Origin of the sequence: Lysinibacillus sp., from assembly GCF_032093475.1 — a bacterium.
In the GTDB taxonomy this organism is placed as follows: Bacteria; Bacillota; Bacilli; order Bacillales_A; family Planococcaceae; genus Lysinibacillus; species Lysinibacillus irui.
The window spans coordinates 3,315-27,905 of sequence record NZ_DAMDAY010000049.1; the positions used below are offsets into that span (position 1 = coordinate 3,315).

The window sequence follows — 24,591 nt, forward strand, 5'->3', positions numbered from 1 at the left end:
GCGGTGTTCACCGTGGTGCTGAAACAACAATGGATATCTCTGCAGACTTAGAGGAATTAGCACAAACAAATGTTGCTGTTATCTGTGCAGGAGCAAAATCTATTTTAGATATCGGTCTTACACTAGAATACCTTGAAACAAAAGGTGTGCCTGTTGTAGGTTACGGAACAGATGAACTGCCAGCATTCTATACACGTCAAAGTGGCTTTGATGTAAACTTCCAATTGGATACGCCAGAAGAAATTGCTGCAATGCTATCTGCGAAATGGCAATTAGGATTAAAAGGCGGCGCTGTTATTGCAAATCCAATTCCTGAAGCTGAAGCATTAGAGCATACATTTATTACTAACATTATTGAAAAAGCTTTAGTAGAAGCTGAAGAAAATGGTATTCAAGGTAAAAATGTTACACCATTCTTACTAGGTAAAGTGAAAGAATTGACAGAAGGTAAAAGTCTTGATGCCAACATTGCATTAGTGAAAAACAATGCAGTAGTAGGCGCGAAAATTGCTGTAGCTTACAACCAATTACACTAATCCTCTTGTCGAAACAAGGACCCTTTGTGGCGCATATCGTCACAAGGGTCTTTTTTATTAAAAAAGAGATTATTTTTTCCATTTTTCAAGCTGTTCACGAGATTAACTAAACTAAATGATACAGTCTCTTTACAATAGACCATAATATTTTATACAATTAAGTTTATATCTAATCTGAAAAATTTGACGAGCAAGGTGGACATGTTATGGCGAAAGAGCAAATTTTGACTCCTGAGGACGTTTTTGAGTTAGTCAAATCCTACATGAATGATGAAAATGTCGCATTCGTGAAAAAAGCATATGAATTAGCAAGGGATGCTCATATTGAGCAATTCCGTAGCTCTGGTGAACCGTATATTATTCACCCAGTACAAGTAGCAGGTATTTTAGCTGAATTACAAATGGACCCGGAAACTGTAGCGGCAGGTTTTTTACATGATGTTGTCGAAGATACAGATTTTACGCGGGATGATTTGGTACGGGAATTTGGCGAGGAAGTAGCAGTGCTAGTTGATGGTGTTACTAAACTGGGGAAAATTAAATATTTATCTAAAGAGGCGCAGCAAGCAGAGAATCATCGGAAAATGTTTGTAGCGATGGCACAGGATATCCGTGTCATCTTAATCAAGCTAGCAGACCGTCTTCATAATATGCGTACACTTAAGCATTTACCTGCTGAAAAGCAACGACGTATTTCCAAAGAGACATTAGAGATCTTTGCACCACTTGCACATCGCCTAGGAATTTCAACAGTCAAATGGGAGCTTGAAGATACAGCACTTCGCTATTTAAACCCACAGCAATATTATCGTATTGTCAGTTTGATGAAGAAAAAGCGTGATGAACGTGAGGCTTATTTAGAGAATGTCATGGCTGAGATGAAGTCACAGCTGAATGAGGTAGAAATCGAAGCAGATGTCTATGGTCGTCCAAAGCACATATATAGTATTTATCGAAAAATGGTGCTACAAAAGAAACAATTTAATGAAATTTATGATTTGCTAGCCATTCGTGTACTTGTAGATAGTATTAAAGATTGCTATGCCGTCTTAGGTATTGTGCATACATTATGGAAACCGATGCCAGGCCGTTTTAAAGATTATATTGCCATGCCAAAACAAAACCTGTATCAATCTTTGCATACAACTGTTATTGGACCCTATGGTGATCCACTAGAGGTGCAGATTCGCACAAAGGAAATGCACAAGATTGCAGAGTACGGGATTGCTGCACACTGGGCGTATAAAGAAGGCAAAAAGGTCGACCATCAAAAGCAAAATGTCGACCAAAAGCTAACATGGTTCCGTGAAATTTTAGAATTCCAAAATGAATCTTCCAACGCAGAAGAGTTTATGGAATCCTTAAAGTTTGATTTATTTTCCGATATGGTGTACGTCTTTACACCTGAGGGCGATGTCATTGAATTGCCAGCTGGTTCTGTGCCGATCGATTTCGCGTATCGTGTACATTCTGAAGTCGGAAATCGTACGATTGGAGCCAAAATTAATGGGAAAATGGTACCTCTTGATACACCACTAAAAACGGGAGATATCATTGAAATTTTAACTTCTAAGCAATCCTTTGGCCCGAGCCGCGATTGGTTAAAGATAGCGCAATCCTCCCAGGCGAAAAATAAGATTAAGCAATTCTTTAAACGACATCTACGTGAAGAGAATATTATCAAAGGTAAAGAGATGATCGAAAAAGAAATCCGTGCACAGGATTTCGATTTAAAGGAAACAATGTCATCAGAAAACCTCAAACGAGTGTGTGATAAATTTAATTATACGAACGAAGAAGACTTGTATGCGGCAGTTGGTGTAAACGGTATAACAGCACAGCAAGTAGTCAATCGTTTAGCGGAAAAACGCCGTAAAGAGCGTGAGCAGGAAGAAGCTTTAGAGAAAATCGAACAAAAAATGAAAAATCCAATTCCGCAAAAACGTACGGAATCTGGTGTCATTGTAAAGGGCATTGATAATATGCTTATTCGACTTTCACGTTGTTGTACACCTGTTCCTGGAGATGAAATTGTAGGCTTTATCACAAAGGGGAGAGGTGTGTCTGTGCACCGTGCGGACTGTCCAAATATTCAAATCGAGGATGAGCAGGAGCGCTTAATTGAGGTGGAATGGGAGCATGGTGTCATTCCAGAGAAAAAAGAATATCCAGTCGATATCGAAGTATCAGCTTTCGATAGACCAGGTATTTTAAATGAGATCATGCAAATTGTTAGTGAAACAAAAACGAATATTTTAGCAGTCAGTGGTCGTGCTGATCGCGATAAGATGGCGACAATTCATTTAACTATTTCGATCTCAAATATTTCTCATTTGCATAAAGTTGTGGAACGAATTAAACAAACACCTGATATTTATTCGGTGCAACGGGTCATTAATTAATGGTAAGCAACAACATAGAATTGGGGTTTTAATGCATGAAAGTAGTATTACAGCGCAGTAAAGCTGCCTCTGTAACAGTAGACGGAGCTGTCACAGGAGCAATTGATAGTGGCTACGTTCTTCTAGTGGGTATTACACATGAAGATTCACAGGAGGATGTCCTTTATTTAGCGAAAAAAATAGCCAATTTACGCCTTTGGGAAGATGCTGATGGCAAAATGAACCATTCCATTTTAGAGCATGGAGGCGCTATTTTGTCCGTCTCACAATTTACGTTATATGGGGATGCCAAAAAAGGGAATCGACCAAGTTTCACAAGTGCAGCTAGACCAGAAGTAGCCGAACCGCTGTGGGAAGCTTTTAATCAAGCACTGCGAGAGCATGGCTTACATGTGGAAACAGGTGTTTTTGGTGCGATGATGGATGTTGCACTAATTAATGATGGTCCAGTCACAATACTTCTAGAGTCAAAATAATGGTACATTTCCTATAATTCCTTCATATACTAAAGAGTATGGTTAGTTTTATAGGAAGGGGTGTCTACACATGGCACAGATGGGGAGTATATCCAATCCATATTTATACGAAACTTTTAAAATGATGATTGGTCAGGCAGTTGTCGTGCAAACAGAAAAAAATATTCAGCAAGGTATTTTATTATCCATACTACCTGACCATTTAATCCTAGAGATTAGTCGTACGCCTTACTTCATTCCAATGGAGGAGATTGTATGGGTAACGCTGGAAGCTACAAGAAAATAAGTATGTATGAACCTTCTCAACATAATAGTTGATAGAAGGTTTTTTTTTATATATTTACGGTATAATGATTAAAATTATCGGAATATTGTGCGTATTAAAGGAGCTGAGCATTTTGAAAACAATAGGGATTCTAGGTTCATTATTTTTCTGGAATAATATAAAAGAACATTTCACGTTGTTTCCACAAGTACAATTTATTCATTTTCCCTATACTTCACCAGATCAATGTGTAAATCTTTTTGATGAAGCTGCATCTTGTTCGGATATATTACTATTTGCTGGATCGATTCCCTATTATTACTGCTATGAAAAAATAAAAGCATCGCACATCCAAGCAGTGTTTATCCCTTTTGATGAATTGACACTAGCACTATCGTTATTATCCTTACAACATCATGAAAAGGTGGATTTATCCCAGCTATCGATCGATGTACCTAAGCAGAATAGTCTTCATCAGGTAATGATGGAAGCCGGTATTCCATCTACTGACGTCTATGTAAAAGATTACGAATGGGTTTATGATCAACCAGAAAAAATCACAAAGCTCAATGTGAATGATTTTATTCACTTTCATAAGGAATTATATAAAGCAGGGAAAACCACTTTAGCGCTTACTAGTTTACACGCAGTTTTTGTTGAGTTACAAAGATTAGGTATACCTTCGAAGTACATGGTTGAAAGCAAACAAACATTCATAATGACAATTAATTCAGCGCTTGAAGCTTATCAGCATACAATGTTGACTTCGTCGCAAATAGCTGTCGTTTCTATTTGTAGTAAACAAAAGTTGATGGATGAACAACAACTATTTGTAAAGTCGTTAGAAAATATTTGCAAGCGTTTTCAGGCAAGAATCACGCAAGCCCAACAGGAGCCTTATTTAATCATTTCTACTAGAGGGGTAATTGAACAACTTGAACCTGCTTATTTAAGATCATTAATTGAACAGTGTGAACGACAATTTAAAACCACTTTTACGATTGGCATTGGCTATGGATATTCATTACATGAAGCAGAAACTCATTCTTCCCAAGCTTTATTTTTCACGTCCAAATGGAGAGATGCATCGACCGTCATTTGTTTAGTAGATGCAGAGAATAAGTTACATGAACAATTATTTGAACATAATAATCAAATTGCATTAAGTAGCCATCATAAAGCCATTTTAGAGATGGCTGAAAAGGTGAAAATGAGTGCTAAAAATTTAAATGTTATGAAGCAATTTATCACAGTTACTAATAATCGCCCATTTTCAGCTACGGAATTAGCGCAATATATGAATCTGTCACGTCGATCTGCTGAACGCATTATTAATCGATTAATCGAGCATGATTACTTTAAGTTAGTAGGAGAGGAGCAACCTTATCATCAAGGCCGTCCGCGAAAGCTTTATAAGGCAACAAACTATTGGACATTCTGAAATAATAGAAAATTAATACTTTACAATAAATTTGAACTCATGTATATTTATTCTCAATTAACGACATATAACGACAACATTGTTCCGATGTCTAAATCTATGAAAAGGAGAGTGAATTTATGGAAAATGAACAGAATGTTAAAAAGAGAAGTTGGCTCAAAGTACCTCATACATATACCATTATTTTTGCTATTATTTTTTTAGCAGGTATTGCAAGCTATATTATTCCGGCGGGTGAGTTTGACCGTGTAGAGGATGAGGAAGGGCGAATGCTCGTTGTAGATGGAAGCTATCATCATATTGAGAGTGATCCAGTTTCATTTTTCGAAATGTTTACAGCGATTCCAATGGGGCTTGAAAAAGGAGCTCAAATTATTTTCTATATTTTCTTAGTCAGCGGTGTTTTTGGCATTATCCGTTCAACAGGTGCCATTGAAGCTGGTGTCTATAAAGGTGTAAAAGCGCTAGAGGGAAGAGAAAAATTACTCATTCCATTATCGATGATCTTGTTCTCTGTTGGCGGTTTTACAATGGGGATGGCAGAAGAAACAATTATTTTCGTACCGATTGGTGTAGCGATTGCTCGTGCAATGGGCTTTGATGCTGTAACAGGGACAGCTATGATTACTCTTGGTGCAGCTAGTGGATTTTTTGGAGGTATGCTTAATCCCTTTACAGTAGGTGTTGCGCAATCATTAGCAGATGTACCGCTATTTTCTGGAATAGGTTTCCGTGCAGTTGTCTATATTTTTGTTCTAGGTTTTGCCATATTTTATGTGTCTCGCTATGCTTTTAAAGTAAAAAAGAATCCACAAGCAAGTGTTATTTATGACATTGAGCAAAAGGCTAAATCTACTGTATCCGAAATTGACATTCCTACATTAACAGGTAAGCATAAATTTGTATTTATTGTGATGGCTTGCGGAATTGGCTTTAATATTTATGGTGTCTTTAATTGGGGCTGGTTCCTAACACAATTAACAGCATCCTTTTTAATTATGGGGTTAATTGCGGGGCTAATTGGCGGTTTAAAACCTGCGACTATTTTTGATTCCTTTATTGATGGGGCAAAAGCTGTAACGTTCGGTGCCTTAATTGTAGGCTTTGCCCGTGCAATCACGGTTGTGTTAGAGCAAGGAAAAATTATTGATACGATTGTTTATGCAGCATCAGAAACCATTGGCCATTTACCACATGCTATTAGCGCAATTGGCATGTTATTTATCCAAGCACTTTTGAATTTATTTATTTCATCAGGTAGTGGACAGGCAGCAGCAACAATGCCAATTATGATTCCAATTACTGATTTATTAGGATTGGAACGTCAAGTGGCTGTGTTAGCCTTTCAATATGGGGATTCCTTAACAAATTCTATTATTCCTACTTCATCTGCGCTAATGGCGTATTTAGCTGTAGCAGGTATCCCATATGAAAAGTGGATCAAATTTATTTGGAAGATGATACTTGGTTGGGCAGTGATTGCATGTCTTGCATTGATTGCTGCAGTAGCAATAGGGATCACTTAAAACGTGAAAAAAGCTGTGGAAGATTATTCTTTCCACAGCTTTTTGTTTATTCCTCTTGCTTATTAAAATAGTTGAGTATACCTTGATAAATACCGAGAGTTGCCTGCTCACGGAACTTTGCTGTCGTGATGACTCGCTCCTCGCTTGAATTACTCAAGAAGCCTAACTCAATAAGTACAGCCTTTTGACGATTTTCTCGTAGTACTAAATAGTTACCTTGCTGTGTCCCACGATCTCTCAATTCTAATTTACCTGAAAGGCCATCATGGATCGCTTCAGCAAGTCCTTTTTGATTACTATTCATATAATAGGATGTGAAGCCGTTAATAGAGCTGTCGTCTGTTGCATCATAATGAAGACTAATAAAGGCATCTGCCTCATATTGATGGGCAATGGATACACGCTTACGTAGAGCTACATATTCATCTGATTCCCTCGTCATGACCACATTTGCACCAGCAGCACTTAATTTAGAAGCAAGTAGAGTAGCTGTTTTCAAAGTAATGCCTTTTTCCTCTGTACCACGCTGCCCTGTTGTTCCATGATCATTCCCACCATGTCCTGCATCCACAACAATCGTCAGTCCATTTAAAGTTCCTTTTTTACGAGGTTCTTCTTTATCCTTTTGAGGTATTGTTGCTTTATTTGAACTTGTTGTTACTACCCAGTTCGCGACAAATGCCGTTTTTTCATCATCTAATTGTATTTCATAAAAATCATTCTTCACGCCGACAATCGGGTAATTAATGCCAGCATCGACACGTTCAACAACTTCAGCATCTGTTGACGCATCTGTTCGTAGGTTTGTCCCATTATAAATAATCGTAACAGACTCCAACTCTTTAGAAGAGGAAGTTTTGGAAGTACTCTTCACTTTATTAGAGAATGTACCGTAAAAACTATAGACCCATCCTGTTTTTTTATCATTGTACTGTATTTGTACCCAATTATGTTCTTGAGCCAGTACTTTAAAGGCTTGCCCTTTTGTCACAGTACCAACTTTTTTAGTATTTAAATCAGGTTTTTTACGGACATTTAGAACGTCCACTAAGATTGTAAAAGTAGTATCCTTGTTTACTGGTGTTGTAGTAGTAGTTACTTCTACTGCATCTTCTTTTGGTTCTGTTTCTTTTTTAGGATTATCGTTTATCGTGACATAATCCTTTGAAACCCATCCAGTTTGTCCATTCCAATCAATTTTGGCCCATTCACTATTTTCTTCAATGAGGTTTGCTTGGTTGCCCGTCGAAAGTTGCCCAAGCACTGCTGATGAGATATCTGGCTCTGTTCGAATATTTAAACGGTCAACTTGTGCGATGACAGTTTTATCTAAGGCTTGTTTAGCATTTGTAGGAGCTGTCAGCCAAGAGGCAACCCATCCTTCGTAGTTACCTGTTTTTACTTGAATCCAATCCCCTTCACGACCAATTGAGGATAAAGGATCACCTTCTTCTAATGTCGTAATGATAGGATAAGACAAACCAGGACCCTCACGTAAATGAAGAATTGTTCCAGCGACTTTTAGATCACTAGTGTCAGCGGAAGCTTTTTGAACAAAGTTCTTATTTGGCATCGCAATAGTTACCATTAGTATGAAGATCATTATACTATGTAAAATTTTTGTCCTCATCAGATTCCTCCTATTCCTTGTGCTATTTTACCATGCTTTTGTATAAAAATTCGTGGTAAAAAGGTAATGGAATTTGTCATTTTCATTGCTGTTTGATGAAAAATATAAAAATAGTTGACATTGGCTTGGCTAGTGACTAACATAAAGGGTAATCGAAAAATGATTAATCGCTTATGACCAAGCAAGTAGCGTGTACCTCTATTGGAAAAGAGAGGGGAAGACTTAGGCTGCAATCTTTCCTACAAATATGTATGATGCGAATAACACTTGAGAGGCTTTTTTCTGAAAAGCAGCAATGCCTATTAGGAAAAAACGGAATCGGCCGTTATCCGATTATGAGGAGGACACAGATTTATATTTTGTGTCAACTAGGGTGGAACCGCGGAAGCTTATACAGCTCTCGTCCCTTGCAATGGCAAGGAGACGAGGGCTTTTTTGTTGTCTAAAAAGCAATCGACCCTGCTGAAAATGGGGTGAATTCTGCGCTATGTGGAAGATGCTTCACTGAACAGCAAGAAAAATAGCTCCAACTGGTGAGCGGAGTGCTTAATCAAGGGTGGAAGCCGCTCCAAATGGAGAGGAAAGCGCTCAAAGAAGGACCGAAGCCGCTCCAAATGGAGAGGAAAGCGCTCAAAGAAGGACCGAAGCTGCTCCAAGTGGAGAGGAAAGTGCTCAAAGAAAGCTCGAAGCCGCTCCAAGTGGAATGACAGCTGCTCAATCATAAGCAATCAATATAGGAGGGAAATTACATGAGTTTTAAAGTGCCACGAGGAACACAAGATATTTTGCCAGGTCAATCTGAAAAATGGCAAAAGGTTGAAGCGATTATTCGTGATATTTGCCGTGTGTATCGCTATAACGAAATTCGTACACCGATTTTCGAACAGACAGATTTATTTGCACGTGGTGTTGGTGAAACAACGGATGTTGTGCAAAAGGAAATGTATACATTTGAAGATCGCGGGGGGCGTTCGTTAACATTGCGTCCTGAAAATACAGCTGGAGTTGTCCGTGCGTATGTAGAACATAAAATGTTTGGTGCCCCAGACCAACCTGTTAAACTTTCTTATTTAGGACCTATGTTCCGCTATGAGCGCCAACAAGCCGGTCGCTACCGTCAATTCGTGCAATTCGGTGTAGAGGCAATCGGTTCAGCAGATCCTGCCATTGATGCAGAAGTTATCGCTCTTGCGATGGATGTTTATGAATCAGCGGGCTTAAAGGATTTGAAATTGGTCATCAATTCACTTGGTGACAAAGAAACTCGTGATACGCATCGTACAGCATTATTACAACATTTTGAGCCACATATAGAGGAGTTTTGCTCCGATTGTCAAAATCGTTTACAAAAAAATCCATTGCGAATCTTAGATTGCAAGGTAGATCGCGAGCATCCATTAATGCAAACGGCTCCAGCATTGACAGATTTCCTAACTAAGGAATCAGCTGCCTATTTTGCTCAAGTGAAAGCGTATTTGGATACATTGGGCATTACGTATGAAGTTGATCCAAATCTTGTGCGTGGACTTGATTATTACAATCATACGACATTCGAAATTATGTCGACTGCTTCTGGCTTTGGTGCTATTACAACACTTTGTGGTGGTGGACGCTACAATGGTCTCGTACAAGAAATTGGAGGGCCAGATGTGCCAGGTATTGGATTCGCACTAAGTATTGAACGCTTATTATTAGCGCTTGAGGCAGAAGGTGTGGAATTAGATACGGCTGCTGGACTAGATGTTTATATTATTGCAATGGGCGATGAGGCGAAACAAAAGGCTGTAGAGTTAACTAGTACGTTCCGCGCAAAAGGCCTTGCCACAGAAATGGATTATTTAGATCGAAAAATGAAGGCACAAATGAAATCAGCGGACCGCCTAGGGGCGAAGTTTACGATTGTCCTTGGTGAAACGGAGCTGGAAGAGCAAGCAGCAGCAGTGAAGCATATGGAATCTGGTGAGCAGCATAAGGTTGCATTTTCAGAATTAGTGAACTATTTATCTCAACAATCCTAAAAGACATGGCATTTCTCGTTAAATGCTACATAAAAAGAAGATATTTTGGAGGAATTTAACAATGGCTACAAGAACACATGCTAGTAACGAACTTTCAGAAGCGTTACAAGGCGAAAAAGTCGTATTAAAAGGTTGGGTACAGCGTCGTCGCGACCTTGGTGGTTTAATCTTTATTGATTTACGTGACCGTACAGGTATTACTCAGGTTGTTTTTAGTCCAGACGTTGCAGAAGCACATGCTTTAGCGGATAAAGTGCGTAGTGAATATGTAATTGAAGTGGAAGGAACGGTTATCCTTCGTACAGAGGACCAAATCAATCCAAATGTGCCGAACGGTAAAATTGAAGTAGAAGCTACAAAATTGGTTGTCATTAATACGGCCAAAACAACGCCATTCCAAATAGAAGATCGTACAGACGTGTCAGAAGATCTACGTTTAAAATATCGCTATTTGGACTTACGTCGTCCAGTGATGTTCGATACCTTTAAAATGCGCTCTGATGTTACACGTACAATTCGTAACTTCCTACAAAATGAAGGCTTCTTAGAAGTTGAAACACCAATTTTAACAAAGTCAACGCCAGAAGGTGCTCGTGATTATTTAGTGCCATCACGTGTACATGAAGGTGAATTTTATGCTTTACCACAATCACCACAGTTATTTAAACAGTTATTAATGGTTGCTGGCTTTGAAAAGTATTTCCAAATTGCACGTTGTTTCCGTGATGAAGATTTACGTGCTGACCGTCAACCAGAGTTTACACAGGTAGACATTGAAACAAGTTTCTTAACACAAGAAGAAGTATTAGAAATGAATGAGCGTTTAATCCAAGCTGTAATGAAAGAAGTGAAAGGGCTTGATATCCCTGCACCATTCCAACGCATGAAATACCAAGAAGCAATGGATCGTTATGGTTCAGATAAACCAGATGTTCGTTTTGGCTTAGAATTAGTAGCATTAAATGATGTTTTTGAAGGTTGTAATTTTAAAGTGTTTGCAGATACAGTGGCACAAGGGAAGCAAGTAAAAAGTATCAATATTAAAGGGGCAGCCGACAAATATTCACGTAAAGACATGGATGAATTAACAAAGTTTGTTGGTATCTATGGGGCAAAAGGTCTTGCTTGGTTAAAGGTTACAGAAGAAGGCTTAAATGGTCCAATCGCGAAGTTCTTTGATGAAGCATTAGCAGCTGCATTAATAGAACGTATGGGTGCAGAAGTGGGCGATATTCTAGTATTCGTAGCAGATACAGCAGCTGTAGTAGCCGCATCTTTAGGGGCACTTCGCACTAAATTAGGGCAGGATCTAAATTTAATTGACGAATCTCAATTTGCCTTCCTATGGATTACTGACTGGCCATTATTTGAATACTCTGAGGAAGATGGACGTTACTATGCAGCACACCATCCATTCACACGTCCGTTTGATGAAGATATCCCGTTAATGGACACAGATCCTTCAGCAGTTCGTGCTCAAGCATATGATATTGTATTAAATGGCTACGAACTTGGTGGTGGTTCATTACGTATTTATGAACGTGATCTACAAGAAAAAATGTTTGAATTACTTGGCTTTACAGAAGAAGAGGCTCAGGCGCAATTTGGTTTCTTATTAGAAGCATTTGAATATGGTGTACCACCACATGCTGGTCTTGCCTTTGGTCTTGATCGCTTTGTTATGTTATTAGCGGGACGTAACAATTTACGGGATACGATTGCATTCCCGAAAACAGCAAGTGCTAGCTGCTTAATGACAGAAGCACCAAGTGAAGTATCACCAGAGCAACTAAGCGAATTAAGTTTAGCAATTAAACCATTTAGAAAATAAACAATAATACAGAATACCTAGGTTTCCTAGCAAATATTGTTGGGAACCTAGGTATTTTTTGCGTTTTCTTATGAAATTATAGATTGTTAGAGAAAATCGTTTGAATTATCAGAAAAGTGGTGGTATGATATCTGTAATACGAATCCTGATGTGTTTGTCTAACTGCTAACTCTACTTCACAGTTTTGACCGAACATTATCGAATCGGGAGCCTTCATTTTGTAGTCGCAAACATGCCCCTAGCGGAGCGGGACGTTTAAAGCTGCAAAGCGGGCACCCCCCTGCAAATTGCGGGTTCAAAACGAATGTTTCTTGGCATTACGGCACAATTGGGATTCGTCCTATACATAGGATTAAAAGGAGCTTGAGTATAGCTCCTTTTTTTTGTTGAAAAAGGGACATAGCTATTGAAAAATAGGAAAATTTTGAAAATATGAAAGAATTACTTTTTATTTTTGGTTAATCAGCATATAATTGGTATAGACAACTATACCTTCATCAATGGCAAAGTTAGCCTTACAGAAAAAATGCTCAGGCAAACATTATCTTCGTAATTGGCTAGTAATATGATGAACATGAGTTGGAAGCAAAAAAGTCTCCATTAGCAAACGATGCATAAAAAGGCATTCAATTAATGATGGAGTAGACAGTAGAAATAGAGATGCCATGACAAAGTAGTCAATACAAAAAATAGTGTAAGCCAATGTTAAAAAATTACGACTTACCAAGAAAGCTAAGGGTGGTTTTCATGTGAATTGTGTATTGCTTACTCAACATTTGCATGGGCAAAAAACGATTTGTCAGGTAAAGTTGTATTTGGAATATCATAAATGAGGCATAAGGAAGGTGCAAGATTTGTTAGAGAAAAATTCCCATATTCCTATTTATATACAAATAGAAGAGATTATTAAACAACGAATTTATTTAGAAGAATACAAAATTGGTGAAACAATTCCTTCAGAACGAGAGCTTTCCGCGCAATTTGACGTTAGTAGAATGACTGTACGTCAATCCATTACCAATCTAGTAAATAGTGGTCTTCTTTATCGAGAAAAAGGGAGAGGTACTTATGTTGCCAATCCAAAATTAGAGCAACCATTAAAGGGATTAACGAGTTTTACTGAGGATATGCGCGCACGAGGCATGGAACCGAGCAGTAAAGTTTTACGATTTGAGAAAATCGTACCGCCGATGGATATCGCCAGAGACTTAATGATTGAGTCAGGAGAAGAGGTATTCTTTGTAGTTCGGATTAGAAATGCGGATTCTCAGCCAATGGCGATTGAAAGAACGTATATCCCTGTGAAAATATATCCTGAATTGGATGAAAAGCAAATTATGGGCTCGCTTTATGCCTTAATTGAAGCGAAATTCCATCAAAAAATTGGAAATGCTGTTCAGCAAATGGAGGCAGCCATTGTATCAAAAGAAGATAGTAAGTTTTTGCAGATTAATCAAACAGCTCCAGTTTTAATTATTAAACGAACAAGTTATTTATCGGATGGTAAGCCGTTTGAGCTTGTACGTAGTACTTATCGAGCGGATCGCTACAAATTTATAAGTGAAATTAAAAGGTGATCATATGCATGCATATTTTTCTGAAATCGAAAAGCTAATCCAAGTTGTAAAAGAGCAGGAAGCTGTACGGATTAATGAAGCTGCTCGTATCATTGTGCAGCGCCTTCAGCGAGGTGGCATTATCCAACTTTTTGGTTGTGGACATTCGCAGTTATTAGCTCAGGAGGCATTTTACCGAGCAGGTGGTTTAGTTCCTGTGCGTCCCATTTTTATTGAACCGTTAGCATTACATGCGGGGGCTTTAGCTTCCTCAAGTAATGAGAAGGACCCGACTATTATTGAACAACATAAGGAACAGTTTGATTTTCGTGAAAATGACGTGTGCATTGTGATTTCGACTTCCGGGAGAAATTCAGCACCTATTGACGCCGCTTTATTAGCAAAGGCTAGAGGTGTTTTTGTTCTATCCCTACAATCGCTCTTCTATAAAGAGCAGCCTACACGTCATCATAGCGGGCAAAGACTAGAAGAAGTGGTAGATTTCATCATCAACACACATATACCTATTGGTGATGGCGTTTTGCATAAACATGAAATGCAATATGCGCCAGCATCTACTGTTATTGGTTCACTACTATTAAATGCGTTATTTAGCGAAATCATTGAGGAGATAGCAAAGAACTCAACTGAATTACCTATTTTTGTTAGTAATAATGTGGATTCAGATTGGTCACATAATGAAACAATGATTGCAAAATACCAGCATCGTATAGATTTTACATGAGCAATAGCAAAAGGAAATTTACGTTGAAAATGGGTTAAGTGCGGTTCGTCACTAGGAATAACAAAGATGTTAAGGGAATTTTGGAGAAGAGTGTTAAGGGATTTTGCAGTGGTTGTTGTTATACCACTGCAAAAGAGCCCTTGGAAAAAGCATTTATTTATCAATATTTATCAGAATATTCATTAAACAGAGGTGGTTAAGTATGAACATTAACATTGTCTCACCTAACGATTATTGGCAAATACATCAATTGAGGGATTATTGTTTTTCAAATAAATATACAAAGGCTCGTCGAGACGATTTTCACTATTGGATTGAGCATAGCACAACACTAGGGGCTTATGATGATAAAAAAGTCGTTGGGCAGCTTCTAATATTACCATTAAACATGACGGTGCATGGCGTCCAGTACAAAATGGGGGGGATAGGATTTGTCGCTACATATCCAGAGTATCGGCAACAGGGAATTGTGAAAAGGCTCATGACGGAAGCACTGCAAAAAATGCGGAACAATGGGCAGACGATTTCTGTTTTAGCACCTTATTCCGTGTCATTCTATCGATATTTTGGGTGGGAACTATTTTTTGAGAAGCTTCATTATACGATTCCACAAGTGAATTTTCCAGATTTAGGTAAACAACTAGATGTCGTTAAAAGGATGAGCTTTGAATGGTTAGATCCCGATCTTTTTCAGGGTATTAAGGAATTTCATAATGCAATGGCAATCGTACAACATGGTGGCATGGTACGTGATGATGCTTGGTGGAAGCGAATTGAGAGAAGGAGCCCTGATAGTCATTTTGCAGCTTATTTTCTAGATGGGCATCTAGAGGGGTATATTCGTTATGCAATAAGGCAGGAGACATTTGAAGTTCAAGATTTTATTGTAGCCAATCATTTAGCGGAACAAGCAATATGGCGTTATATTACGTCGCACGCAGCTAGTGTTAGTAACATTACAGGAGTTACTAGCAATCATTATCCATTTGGCTTTTATTTCAAAGAGCCACAATTCAAAAAGGAAGTCGTTCAGGATGTCATGATTAGGGTGGTGGACGTTTATGCATTCATGCAGCAGTATCCATGGGGAGAGATTAATGACATTTTGACTATTCGTATTGAAGATTCTTTTTGTCATTGGAATGAGCATGTCTATCAAATAAATAAAAATGGTCATGTCTCAATAATTGAGACAAATTCAACCGATACCATGCATATGTTAACACTACCAATTAATCTTTTTTCGGCAATGATGGTGGGCTATCTTTCTGTAAAAGAAGCAGTTATCTATGCTAATCAGCCTATAGAGAAAAAGATAATTGATCATTGGCAAAGGGCGTTACCTTCAGAAAAACCTGCTTTTTATGAGTATTTTTAGGCACTAAATTTGATGGAAATATAAAAATTTTTTGAACTTTTTTCTGGACTATACCAGTTAAAAAGAATCGTTAATTATGCTATACAACTGCAATAGCCCAATTTTGTAATTTATTAGCTTAACATATATTTTATGTAAAAATTGTATTGTGGTATATACCAATAGGTGCTATTCTCAACATAAGTAAGCGATTACAAAATAAAAACATTAAAGGAGTGTTTCGAATGAAAAACATCATGTTAGTGTGTGTAGCAGGCATGAGTACTAGCTTATTAGTATCGAAGATGCAAAAAGCCGCACAGGAGAAAAATATTGAAGCTGATATTTATGCTATTGCAGAAGGAGAGGTTGAAAAAGTATTAGCTGCGAAAAAGGCGGATGTGCTTTTACTAGGCCCTCAGGTACGCTACTTAAAGGGCACGTTTGAATCAAAATACAAGGATATGGGTTTTCCTATTGATGTTATTAATATGGCGGATTACGGCATGATGAATGGGGAGAATGTCTTGAAGCAAGCCCTGCAATTAATAGGATGAAAGAGGGGACAACGGGAAATGGGAGAAGTAGCATTAATGGAATCGATTATGGGTCTTATTGTGCATAGTGGTAATACGAAAAGTGAGTGTATGGAAGCTATTCAGCTAGCAAAAAAAGGGGAAATTGAGGCGGCGAAGGAGAAAATCAAATTAGCGAATCAATCTCTAATTGATGCACATCACGCTCAAACGGGGTTACTGTCTCAAGAAGCAAGGGGAGAAAAAGTAGAGGTTTCTATGTTATTAATTCATGCACAAGATCATTTAATGAATTCTATTACATTTCGTGATTTAGCACAGGAAATGATTGAGCTATATGAACGAATCAAAGGGGAGTAACATCAAATTTTGATGTCACAATAAAAAGCAAAGGGAGTGTATGGGGATGTTCCGTTTTTTAGAAGAGAAATTTGTACCGGTTGCTGCAAGGGTTGGAAATCAGCGTCATTTAGTTGCCATTCGTGATGGATTTATTACGATTATGCCTTTAACGATTGTGGGATCTCTGGCTGTACTTATTAACAATTTGCCTATCAAATTTTATCAAAATGCACTCGATGCCATTTGGAAGCATGAGACATGGACACAGTTTGGTGGCAATATTTGGGGAGCTACATTTGGAATTATTTCACTATTACTAGCCTTTTGTGTTGCCTATCATTTGACGAAAAGCTATGACAAAGATGCATTATCTGGTGGAGTAATAGGGCTTGCTAGCTATATGACATTTGGTACGTTTGGTGAAGGTGGATTAACAGGATTAACTACAGGTACAGGTGGTATATTCATTGCTCTGATCATTGCACTACTTTCTACAGAATTGTTTTGTAAATTGTCTGGCAATCCCAAGTTACTAATTAAAATGCCAAATGGTGTACCACCAGCTGTTGCGAAATCATTTGCAGCGTTACTACCTGCCATAATAACTATTGGATTATTTGCTCTAGTTCGAACAATTATTTCGGCAGGTTTTGATATACCAGATATTGTTGGTTCCTTCTACACGGCGATTCAGGAGCCATTTATGGGTCTAACAAATACATGGCTTGCGGCTTTAATTTTGGCATTTATCCCTACATTTTTATGGACACTTGGCGTTCATGGAGCAAATATCATTGAACCATTTATGCAAACGATTAATTTACCAGCTATTAACGAAAACGTTGCTGCTATCTCTGCTGGTAAAGTAGCGCCTTACATTGTAAATAAACCATTCTTTGATGCATTTATTAACATGGGAGGCTCTGGTACGACAATAGCACTTATTATTGCGATATTCCTATTTGCAAGAAAGAATAAGCAATATAATACAGTTGGAAAATTATCCGCAGCTCCTGGGATTTTCAATATTAATGAGCCATTACTTTTCGGACTGCCAATTGTATTAAACCCGGTTTTATTCGTACCTTTCATTTTGACACCAATGGTAAACGTAACGATTGCCTTCTTTGCAACGAAGTTGGGCTGGGTGCCAGCAGCTACTGTAGCACCACCATGGACAACACCTCCGATTATTAACGGATTCCTAGCAACTCAATCTTGGCGTGGGGCAGTCTTAAGTATAGTGTTAATTGTCATTGCCGTTTGTATTTATTTGCCATTTATTTCGATGGCAAACCGTATGGCAAGGCAGAATGAGCAAAAAGCTGCTTTAGCAGCACAAAATGAACAACAAGCTGTTGTCCAAGCAGAAGGGCAAAAAGTAGAAGTTTAAGCGTGAACTAATGGAGGGTTTAAAGTGAGAAGATTAGGAATTTCGCTCTATCCGCAGCATACTACACTTGACGAAATGAAGCGCTATGTTCAGCTTGCCCATGACAATGGCTTTGACCGTATTTTTACATGTCTGATGTCATTAAAGCAGAAGGAAGAACGCCAGAAATTACAGCAAATTAACCAATTTGCTCAACAGTTAGGTTTTGACATTTCAGCTGATATTGCACCAGCCGTTTTTGATGATTTAGGCTATACCTATAAGGATATTGGCTATTTAAAAGAACATTTTTCTTTGGCAGCTATACGTTTAGACATGGGATTTTCAGGTCAGGAAGAAGCGCTGATGTCATTTGACGCAAGTAATCTGAAGATAGAATTAAATATTAGTAATGGTACGAAGTATGTCGATAATGTGTTATCTTACCAAGCAAATAAAGAGAATATTATTGGCTGTCATAATTTTTATCCAAGACGCTTTACTGGTTTATCTCGTCAGCATTTTTTACAAACATCACAATGCTTTAAGGAACACAATATAAGAACGGCAGCGATGATTTCCTCACAGCATGGTAAATTTGGACCTTGGGAGCAAACGGAACATGGTTTACCAACACTAGAGGAGCACCGTCAACTACCAGTTACTGTACAGGCAAAAGATTTATGGCACACGGGGCTAATTGATGATTGTATTATCGGCAATATGTATGCTTCAGAGGAAGAAATACGAGCATTAGGTCAATTAAATCGCTATAAGCTTGAATTAAAGGTGAGCCAGTCCTCAGATACTAGTAGTTTAGAGGAGACCATTCTTTTTCAGGAGCCTCATTTTAATCGTGGTGATGTTTCTGATTATGTCATTCGGAGTACTCAATCTCGAGTTAAATATAAAAATGAGGATTTTCCTATCCATGATACACGTCCACTTAAACTAGGTGATGTTACGATTGATAATAATCTTGATGTTCGTTATAAAGGTGAGCTCCAAATTGTTCTGAAGGACATTCCAAATGCTGGTTCCAGCAATGTCGTTGCTAGCATTGTCGAGGAAGAGCGATTTTTATTACCATATATTCAACCATGGGCATCATTTGGGTTTACAAAGTAAAGAATGGAGAGGAAGGGATTGAGTTATCAATCTCTTTTTCTTTATGGGGGGAAACATTGTTATGTATGTATTAGCAATTGATGGTGGTGGAACGAAAACGTCAGCAGTTATTTGTGATGAAAAGGGGAATATTTATGCTCAAGTGGTGACGACAAGAAGTAATCCAACAGCGATGGATAGAACCTATTTTGAGGCAATTTTGCATACAATCATGCAAAATTTACAGCAGCAAAATCCACAAGCACTTGCAGAAGTTGCTAGCTGTTTTGCTGGTATGGCAGGAGTTCAGGAGCTACAAGCAGGAGGCGTGGTTGAAGCTGTTTTACGACACTATGTTTCCAAAGCCGCAACAATTAGGGTGGATAATGATGCATTAATTGCTCTTTATGCAGGTACACTTGGCAAAGCAGGGATTGTTCAAATTGCTGGAACAGGGGCCATTACGATGGGGTACGATTGTCACCAACGCTTTCATCGAGTAGGTGGCTGGGGCTATCTTTTTGATGATGAAGGTAGCGGCTATGATTTAGGTGTTCAGCTGCTAAAAGCCGTATTTCAAAGTTATGATGGAAGAGCAACAGCTACACTCTTAACCGAAGCTGTGCTGCATCATTTTTCTGTAAAAACTGTGCCACAATTAATAGCCCATATTTATGGCGAGGAACATCCACGTACGGTCGTCGCCCCATTGAGTGTGTATATTTTTGAAGCAGCTGACAATGGGGATCTTGTAGCTAAGCAAATAATAGAAAATGCTTGTCAAAACTATTATAAGGCGATTAGGGCTTGCTATTTGGATATGCAGTGGGAGCAAGACGAAGTACCAGTCGTCTTAGTAGGTGGGGTGTTTACCAATGAAGCTCATTTTGTTTCAAGACTTCAAGCTATGGCACTAGAGGAAGCATTACCTTTTAGCTTTAAGACACCAGCTTTACCGCCAATTGGTGGGGCAGTAATAGCAGCATTTCAACAGCTAGACGTTCAGCCTCATATGTCTTTTGTTGAAGTATTTCAAAAAAATTATATATAGTAATCAAAGAGTAGTTGAAGTGATTCAATTGCTCTTTATAGTATGACTATAAGTAGGCAACTATTTTTTTCTTTATAATTTTCACTTGATGAATAACATGATAAAATGTAAGATAGGTTGTGTTTTTATCTTAGTATATAACTAGGTTTACTAATAAAATTTCATAGATGGAGAGTGTCAGGATGTTACATCAATTTTCACGTAACGAGCTCGCAATAGGAACAGAGGGTCTCGAAAAATTAAAAAATACAACGGTTGCCATTCTTGGTGTGGGTGGTGTGGGATCATTCGCTGCTGAGGCATGTGCACGCAGTGGGATCGGCCGCATCATTTTAGTTGATAAAGATAATGTAGATATTACAAATGTCAACAGACAATTAGTAGCATATCTATCTACTGTGGGCAAATCTAAATCAGCTGTAATGAAAGAGCGCATAGCAGATATTAATCCAGCATGTGAAGTGATTGATATGCATATGTTTTACACGGAAGAAACATATGAGGAATTTTTTGCACAAAACATTGATTATGTAATCGATGCAAGTGATACAGTTATGTATAAAATTCATTTAATGAAGGAATGTTTAAAGCGTAATATTCCTATTATATCAAGTATGGGTGCAGCAAATAAAATGGATCCTACTCGCTTCCAAATTGCTGATATATCAAAAACACACACAGACCCTCTAGCTAAAATCATACGTACAAAGCTACGAAAAGACGGAATTCATAAAGGGGTAACCGTTGTATTTTCGGATGAGAGCCCGATTGTCGTTCGACCAGATGTTGTAGAACATGTTGGGAAGCCAGATGCGGCGATCCGCAAAGCAAAGATGCCGCCATCGTCCAATGCTTTTGTGCCGTCAGTTGCAGGTTTAATTGCTGCTAGTTGGGTGGTCAATACCATCTTAAAAGATGTTAAAATTACTCGTGTACAAGGTTAAAGCCATACATTGCAACAAACAATATCATGGATTATTTTTGTAGAAGTAGCTACCTTCAATTTTTAGAGGTAGCTACTTTTTCTGTGTTACAATTAGACCGTTCTAAAAAGGAGGCGTAAACAGATGGAAAAAATTTATCAAATGGAATATAGAGGTTTAAATCTTTTCGATGAAATTAGCACAGTAGAGTTAGCTATAGATGAAGAAAAGCAAACCATCCATATTTTTGACGTTGGACAGGTTGTCAGCCCCATTTTTAATTTCGATGTATCGGCTTATGAATTATCAGATGGTTTTTATAAAATGGCGGATGTTCTGCGCCATAAGAAAATATTAACAGATCAATATGTAGAGGGTGATTTAACATTAAGTGAGTGGTTAATTAGGAATAATGCTTATTTTTATACACCAAAAAAGCGCATTAAAAAATATATGCAGGGTAGTATTCTCGAAATTGTTGATCAAGCACAGGAACAATGGTTATTTGATGAATATGTACAAAGGGTATAATTTTACCAAAATAGTTCCTCTTATGTACATAAAATGCTATTAATTCACGAAATTGTCTTATTTTTTTCATGTCTACACTTCTTCATATGGTTTATTGCTATAATTTGAATCATCCATAAGATAATCGATCAGTTTGTTTGGGTTGCTCATTGCTACTCAATGAATAGCAAAATGTGAAAACAACAAATGACATATGGGAGAGTGGGAAAATGGAAATTCAAGTAATTCGTGATCATTTAGATATTGTTAAACTTCAAGAGAAAATGAATGCCATTGTATTTGACTATTTGGATACCTCCAACAATTATCCGAAAGCCATGAGAGAATTAAATCCTTTATATACACAAGTAACAACATATTATAAGGCGTATATTGATCAGCGTGCTGGAGAATTACCAAGTGCGAATACGTATTGGCATTTATTTATCGATTGCTGTGCAAAATTATGTTACTTTTTAGCTGCATCGACTTATTATTCCTCAAATGCTTTACAAAAAACACCTGAAAAAGTGGAGCGTTTATTATCAATAGCTGCCTATTCTTTACCAAGTATCGAACAGGAAGAGAATGAACAATTATTAACAGATATCTTGGCCCTTTTAGCGGAAGTGCTAGAGGATGAAGAAAAAACGACAATAATACGCGATGAAGTGTTGTCCCAAAAAGGTGATGTGAAGAGCTGTCTAAAACAGTTTAAATTATTTGTTGATCAAGAACTATCAGCATAGACAAGACTAGACCATCTATTTTCAGAAAATAGCATATTAGACAAGAATCTACATAACTTATTCAATTAATTCTAGCTTTTTCTACAGTGTACGTTGTAGAAGATAATCGATTTACTTGCTTATTAAGTCTTGTAGATTCTTTTTTTATACAAGCATAAAAAAGACATGTTTTTTTAAAAGGTATTTATGAATTTTTGTCGAATTAGTTAAAAAATTGGTAGTACATATGCTCACTCTATTTGATGTTGTTCAAACTTATTGGAAGGGGGCTAGGCAATGATAGTAAACGGAATAGAAATAGATCTGGCGAATTTGGAAAAACCACTATTACTAATCAGCGAGGAAGATGAGCATCTATTTCAACGACTTATCCACTCAACGATTGAGCATGAGTTGATTCAATGTCAATTAGCTCTTTCTACAAGAAAATCGATTTCATTAGTCAGAGATATTTGGTTGGCGCTGTACAGGGATCGAGATAAATTATACGTCAATAGCGGTCATGCCATGCTATTTCCAATCCGTTTAATTCTTTTTGAGTTAGTTACACAAGCAGAATACTTTCAACGTTTAGCTAAAAAGTCACGAGATGATGAATGTCTTTCCCTTATTTATGCCGTTATTCTTTTACAATTTGTCTTGCAGTGGTTAAAGGATCGTTTTAGTAACAATCAAGAAGTATATGGTTCATTAAAACTATTATACCGAGTGTCAGATGATGAAGTACTTGATGAGGAATTTTTTGAAACAAGGGAACAAAAAATTGCAGAAGCAGTGGCTGTAAAAGCCATTCGCTTTGAAGTAAGAGAAAACAATCAAGAGTTCGCAAGTTTATTATATCAATCGTATAATTTAATTGTTTTTTTGCATAGTAAGGCAAATGAAGAAGATGGAGAAGAATCCATTTTGCCATCGCTTCGCCATATAGCTGAACCTTTAAAACAATTTTACAAGGAACGTTACACAACTAATAACCCGAGCTTTACAGGATGATTGCCAGTGTAGTCTTCATTATAAAAAAAGCAAAGTCACTAGCAATTGTGACTTTGCTTTTGTGCTTTTATTGATGAAATGATTTGAGCTTTTCGTAAATGCCTGCCATTCGTTTTTCTTCACCAGCAATCACCGGTTTATAAAATTCTGTTCCTACAAGCTCATCGGGTAAATATTGCTGATCCACCCAACCGCCAAAAGTGCCAATCGGCGTGTTATGTGGGTATTGGTAGCCGACATGCCCTAAATCTTTCGCACCTTCATAATGAGCATCGCGTAAATGGTGTGGAATATCACCTGTTCTCCCTTCATGAATGGCCGTTATGGCAGCATCAATTGCAGCAATAGCGGAATTGGATTTGGATGATAAACACATTTCAATAACAGCACTTGCAAGTGGTATTCGCGCTTCTGGTAATCCGAGTCGTTCTGCTGCTTGGACTGCTGCCAACATATGAGGGCCGACTTCAGGATTGGCTAAACCTATGTCTTCGTAGGCCATAACAAGGAGTCGTCTGCAGACAGCTACTAAATCACCTGTTTCTAATAAATGCGCTAAATAATATAAAGCGGCATTTGTGTCACTCCCTCGTACAGATTTTTGCAAGGCAGATAGTAAATTATAAAAATGAGAACCTTTTTTATCGCCATAAACACCAATGCGGCTAATGAGGTGCTCAATGATGTGGTCAGCTGCAATGGCTTGCCCATCAACCTCATCGCTTGCATAGTAAATAGATTCAAGTAAAGTCAATGCCTTTCGTGCATCTCCATTAGCTGCTCCAGCAATTTGTTCGATTTGAGCATCAGTTAATGCAAAATGATATTTACCAAGGCCTCGTTTTTCATCCGCTAGAGCTTTTTTTATAAGCTCAATTAAATGATCTTTTGTTAGCCGTTTTAGTTGATAAATCTCCCCACAACGTGAACGGATAGCTGGATTCACATCATGGTAAGGATTTTCCGTTGTAGCACCAATCAATACAATGGAGCCGTTTTCAACATGTGGTAATAAAGTATCCTGCTGTAATTTATTGAAACGATGAATCTCATCTAAAAAAAGGAGTACTTTTCCGGAAATTCTAGCTTCTTGTACAATATCTTCCACATCTTTTTTACCAGCACGAGTTGCATTCAGTGCAAAGAAAGGGAGCTTTGAGCTTCCTGCAATAGCATTCGCGATGGATGTTTTACCAATGCCGGGCTCTCCGTATAGCAACATCGA

Annotated in this window: 23 protein-coding genes, 1 other RNA gene and 1 other annotated feature; of the genes, 22 read left to right on the top strand and 2 right to left on the bottom strand. The window is 37.9% G+C overall.

From position 1 onward, the window contains the following. The 6 genes from RT445_RS11890 to RT445_RS11915 all read left to right on the top strand — a co-directional run. The coding region (locus RT445_RS11890; protein ID WP_313470638.1) for a pseudouridine-5'-phosphate glycosidase at positions 1-536 on the top strand (536 nt) is incomplete at its 5' end. A 206-nt stretch (positions 537-742) separates the two neighbouring features. Continuing rightward, a complete protein-coding gene (locus RT445_RS11895; protein WP_274793902.1) occupies positions 743-2,938 on the top strand; it encodes a RelA/SpoT family protein in 2,196 nt (731 codons plus the stop codon). A gap of 35 nt (positions 2,939-2,973) precedes the next feature. Further along, positions 2,974-3,414, top strand: coding sequence for a D-aminoacyl-tRNA deacylase (dtd, locus tag RT445_RS11900; protein ID WP_274793901.1), 441 nt, complete (start codon positions 2,974-2,976; stop codon positions 3,412-3,414). A gap of 70 nt (positions 3,415-3,484) precedes the next feature. Beyond that, a complete protein-coding gene (locus RT445_RS11905; protein WP_274793899.1) occupies positions 3,485-3,700 on the top strand; it encodes a DUF2642 domain-containing protein in 216 nt (71 codons plus the stop codon). Positions 3,701-3,812: 112 nt separating this feature from the next. Further along, the gene (locus tag RT445_RS11910; RefSeq protein WP_312506746.1) at positions 3,813-5,120 is read left to right on the top strand and encodes a MarR family transcriptional regulator; all 1,308 of its coding nucleotides are present in this window, start codon (positions 3,813-3,815) and stop codon (positions 5,118-5,120) included. 119 nt (positions 5,121-5,239) lie between these two features. Beyond that, positions 5,240-6,646 (top strand): YfcC family protein, encoded by a 1,407-nt coding sequence (locus tag RT445_RS11915; protein WP_274793897.1) that lies wholly within the window; start codon positions 5,240-5,242, stop codon positions 6,644-6,646. A 46-nt stretch (positions 6,647-6,692) separates the two neighbouring features. Here RT445_RS11915 and RT445_RS11920 read toward each other — a convergent pair whose 3' ends face one another. After that, complete coding sequence (locus tag RT445_RS11920) at positions 6,693-8,276, bottom strand: N-acetylmuramoyl-L-alanine amidase family protein (RefSeq protein ID WP_312506745.1); 1,584 nt, start codon at positions 8,274-8,276, stop codon at positions 6,693-6,695. Positions 8,277-8,440: 164 nt separating this feature from the next. After that, positions 8,441-8,687: a binding site (T-box leader), on the top strand. A gap of 145 nt (positions 8,688-8,832) precedes the next feature. On the opposite strand from RT445_RS11920, the gene RT445_RS11925 reads away from it, so the two are divergent. From RT445_RS11925 to RT445_RS12000, 16 genes are all read left to right on the top strand, one after another. After that, the gene (locus RT445_RS11925; RefSeq protein WP_312506744.1) at positions 8,833-9,000 is read left to right on the top strand and encodes a hypothetical protein; all 168 of its coding nucleotides are present in this window, start codon (positions 8,833-8,835) and stop codon (positions 8,998-9,000) included. Between the two features lie 25 nt (positions 9,001-9,025). Then, positions 9,026-10,294: a histidine--tRNA ligase gene (gene hisS / locus RT445_RS11930; RefSeq protein WP_312506743.1), complete on the top strand. Its 1,269-nt coding sequence runs from the start codon at positions 9,026-9,028 to the stop codon at positions 10,292-10,294. Between the two features lie 61 nt (positions 10,295-10,355). Beyond that, a complete protein-coding gene (aspS, locus tag RT445_RS11935) occupies positions 10,356-12,125 on the top strand; it encodes an aspartate--tRNA ligase (protein ID WP_274793893.1) in 1,770 nt (589 codons plus the stop codon). A gap of 139 nt (positions 12,126-12,264) precedes the next feature. Beyond that, a non-coding RNA gene (gene ssrS / locus RT445_RS11940) (6S RNA) lies at positions 12,265-12,464 on the top strand. Between the two features lie 515 nt (positions 12,465-12,979). Further along, positions 12,980-13,702 (top strand): GntR family transcriptional regulator, encoded by a 723-nt coding sequence (locus RT445_RS11945; protein ID WP_274793892.1) that lies wholly within the window; start codon positions 12,980-12,982, stop codon positions 13,700-13,702. Between the two features lie 4 nt (positions 13,703-13,706). Further along, positions 13,707-14,426, top strand: coding sequence for an SIS domain-containing protein (locus RT445_RS11950; RefSeq protein WP_274793891.1), 720 nt, complete (start codon positions 13,707-13,709; stop codon positions 14,424-14,426). Positions 14,427-14,628: 202 nt separating this feature from the next. Beyond that, entirely contained in the window at positions 14,629-15,804 is a 1,176-nt protein-coding gene (locus RT445_RS11955; RefSeq protein WP_312506742.1) for a GNAT family N-acetyltransferase, read from the top strand. A gap of 224 nt (positions 15,805-16,028) precedes the next feature. Continuing rightward, positions 16,029-16,340 (top strand): PTS sugar transporter subunit IIB, encoded by a 312-nt coding sequence (locus RT445_RS11960; RefSeq protein WP_274793889.1) that lies wholly within the window; start codon positions 16,029-16,031, stop codon positions 16,338-16,340. 18 nt (positions 16,341-16,358) lie between these two features. Continuing rightward, entirely contained in the window at positions 16,359-16,679 is a 321-nt protein-coding gene (locus RT445_RS11965) for a PTS sugar transporter subunit IIA (protein WP_312506741.1), read from the top strand. 46 nt (positions 16,680-16,725) lie between these two features. Then, entirely contained in the window at positions 16,726-18,054 is a 1,329-nt protein-coding gene (locus RT445_RS11970; protein ID WP_274793887.1) for a PTS sugar transporter subunit IIC, read from the top strand. 24 nt (positions 18,055-18,078) lie between these two features. Further along, a complete protein-coding gene (locus RT445_RS11975; protein WP_312506740.1) occupies positions 18,079-19,161 on the top strand; it encodes a DUF871 domain-containing protein in 1,083 nt (360 codons plus the stop codon). Positions 19,162-19,222: 61 nt separating this feature from the next. Beyond that, positions 19,223-20,191 (top strand): N-acetylglucosamine kinase, encoded by a 969-nt coding sequence (locus RT445_RS11980; protein WP_312506739.1) that lies wholly within the window; start codon positions 19,223-19,225, stop codon positions 20,189-20,191. A gap of 182 nt (positions 20,192-20,373) precedes the next feature. Beyond that, a complete protein-coding gene (locus RT445_RS11985; protein ID WP_312506738.1) occupies positions 20,374-21,135 on the top strand; it encodes a tRNA threonylcarbamoyladenosine dehydratase in 762 nt (253 codons plus the stop codon). A gap of 123 nt (positions 21,136-21,258) precedes the next feature. After that, positions 21,259-21,645, top strand: a complete 387-nt coding sequence (locus RT445_RS11990; RefSeq protein WP_274793883.1) for a hypothetical protein — start codon at positions 21,259-21,261, stop codon at positions 21,643-21,645. A 209-nt stretch (positions 21,646-21,854) separates the two neighbouring features. Then, the gene (locus RT445_RS11995) at positions 21,855-22,373 is read left to right on the top strand and encodes a hypothetical protein (protein ID WP_312506737.1); all 519 of its coding nucleotides are present in this window, start codon (positions 21,855-21,857) and stop codon (positions 22,371-22,373) included. Positions 22,374-22,649: 276 nt separating this feature from the next. After that, the gene (locus tag RT445_RS12000) at positions 22,650-23,366 is read left to right on the top strand and encodes a hypothetical protein (protein ID WP_312506736.1); all 717 of its coding nucleotides are present in this window, start codon (positions 22,650-22,652) and stop codon (positions 23,364-23,366) included. A gap of 67 nt (positions 23,367-23,433) precedes the next feature. Here the strand turns inward: RT445_RS12000 and RT445_RS12005 are convergent. Then, on the bottom strand, positions 23,434-24,591 hold a 1,158-nt coding region (locus RT445_RS12005), incomplete at its 5' end, for a replication-associated recombination protein A (RefSeq protein ID WP_313470640.1).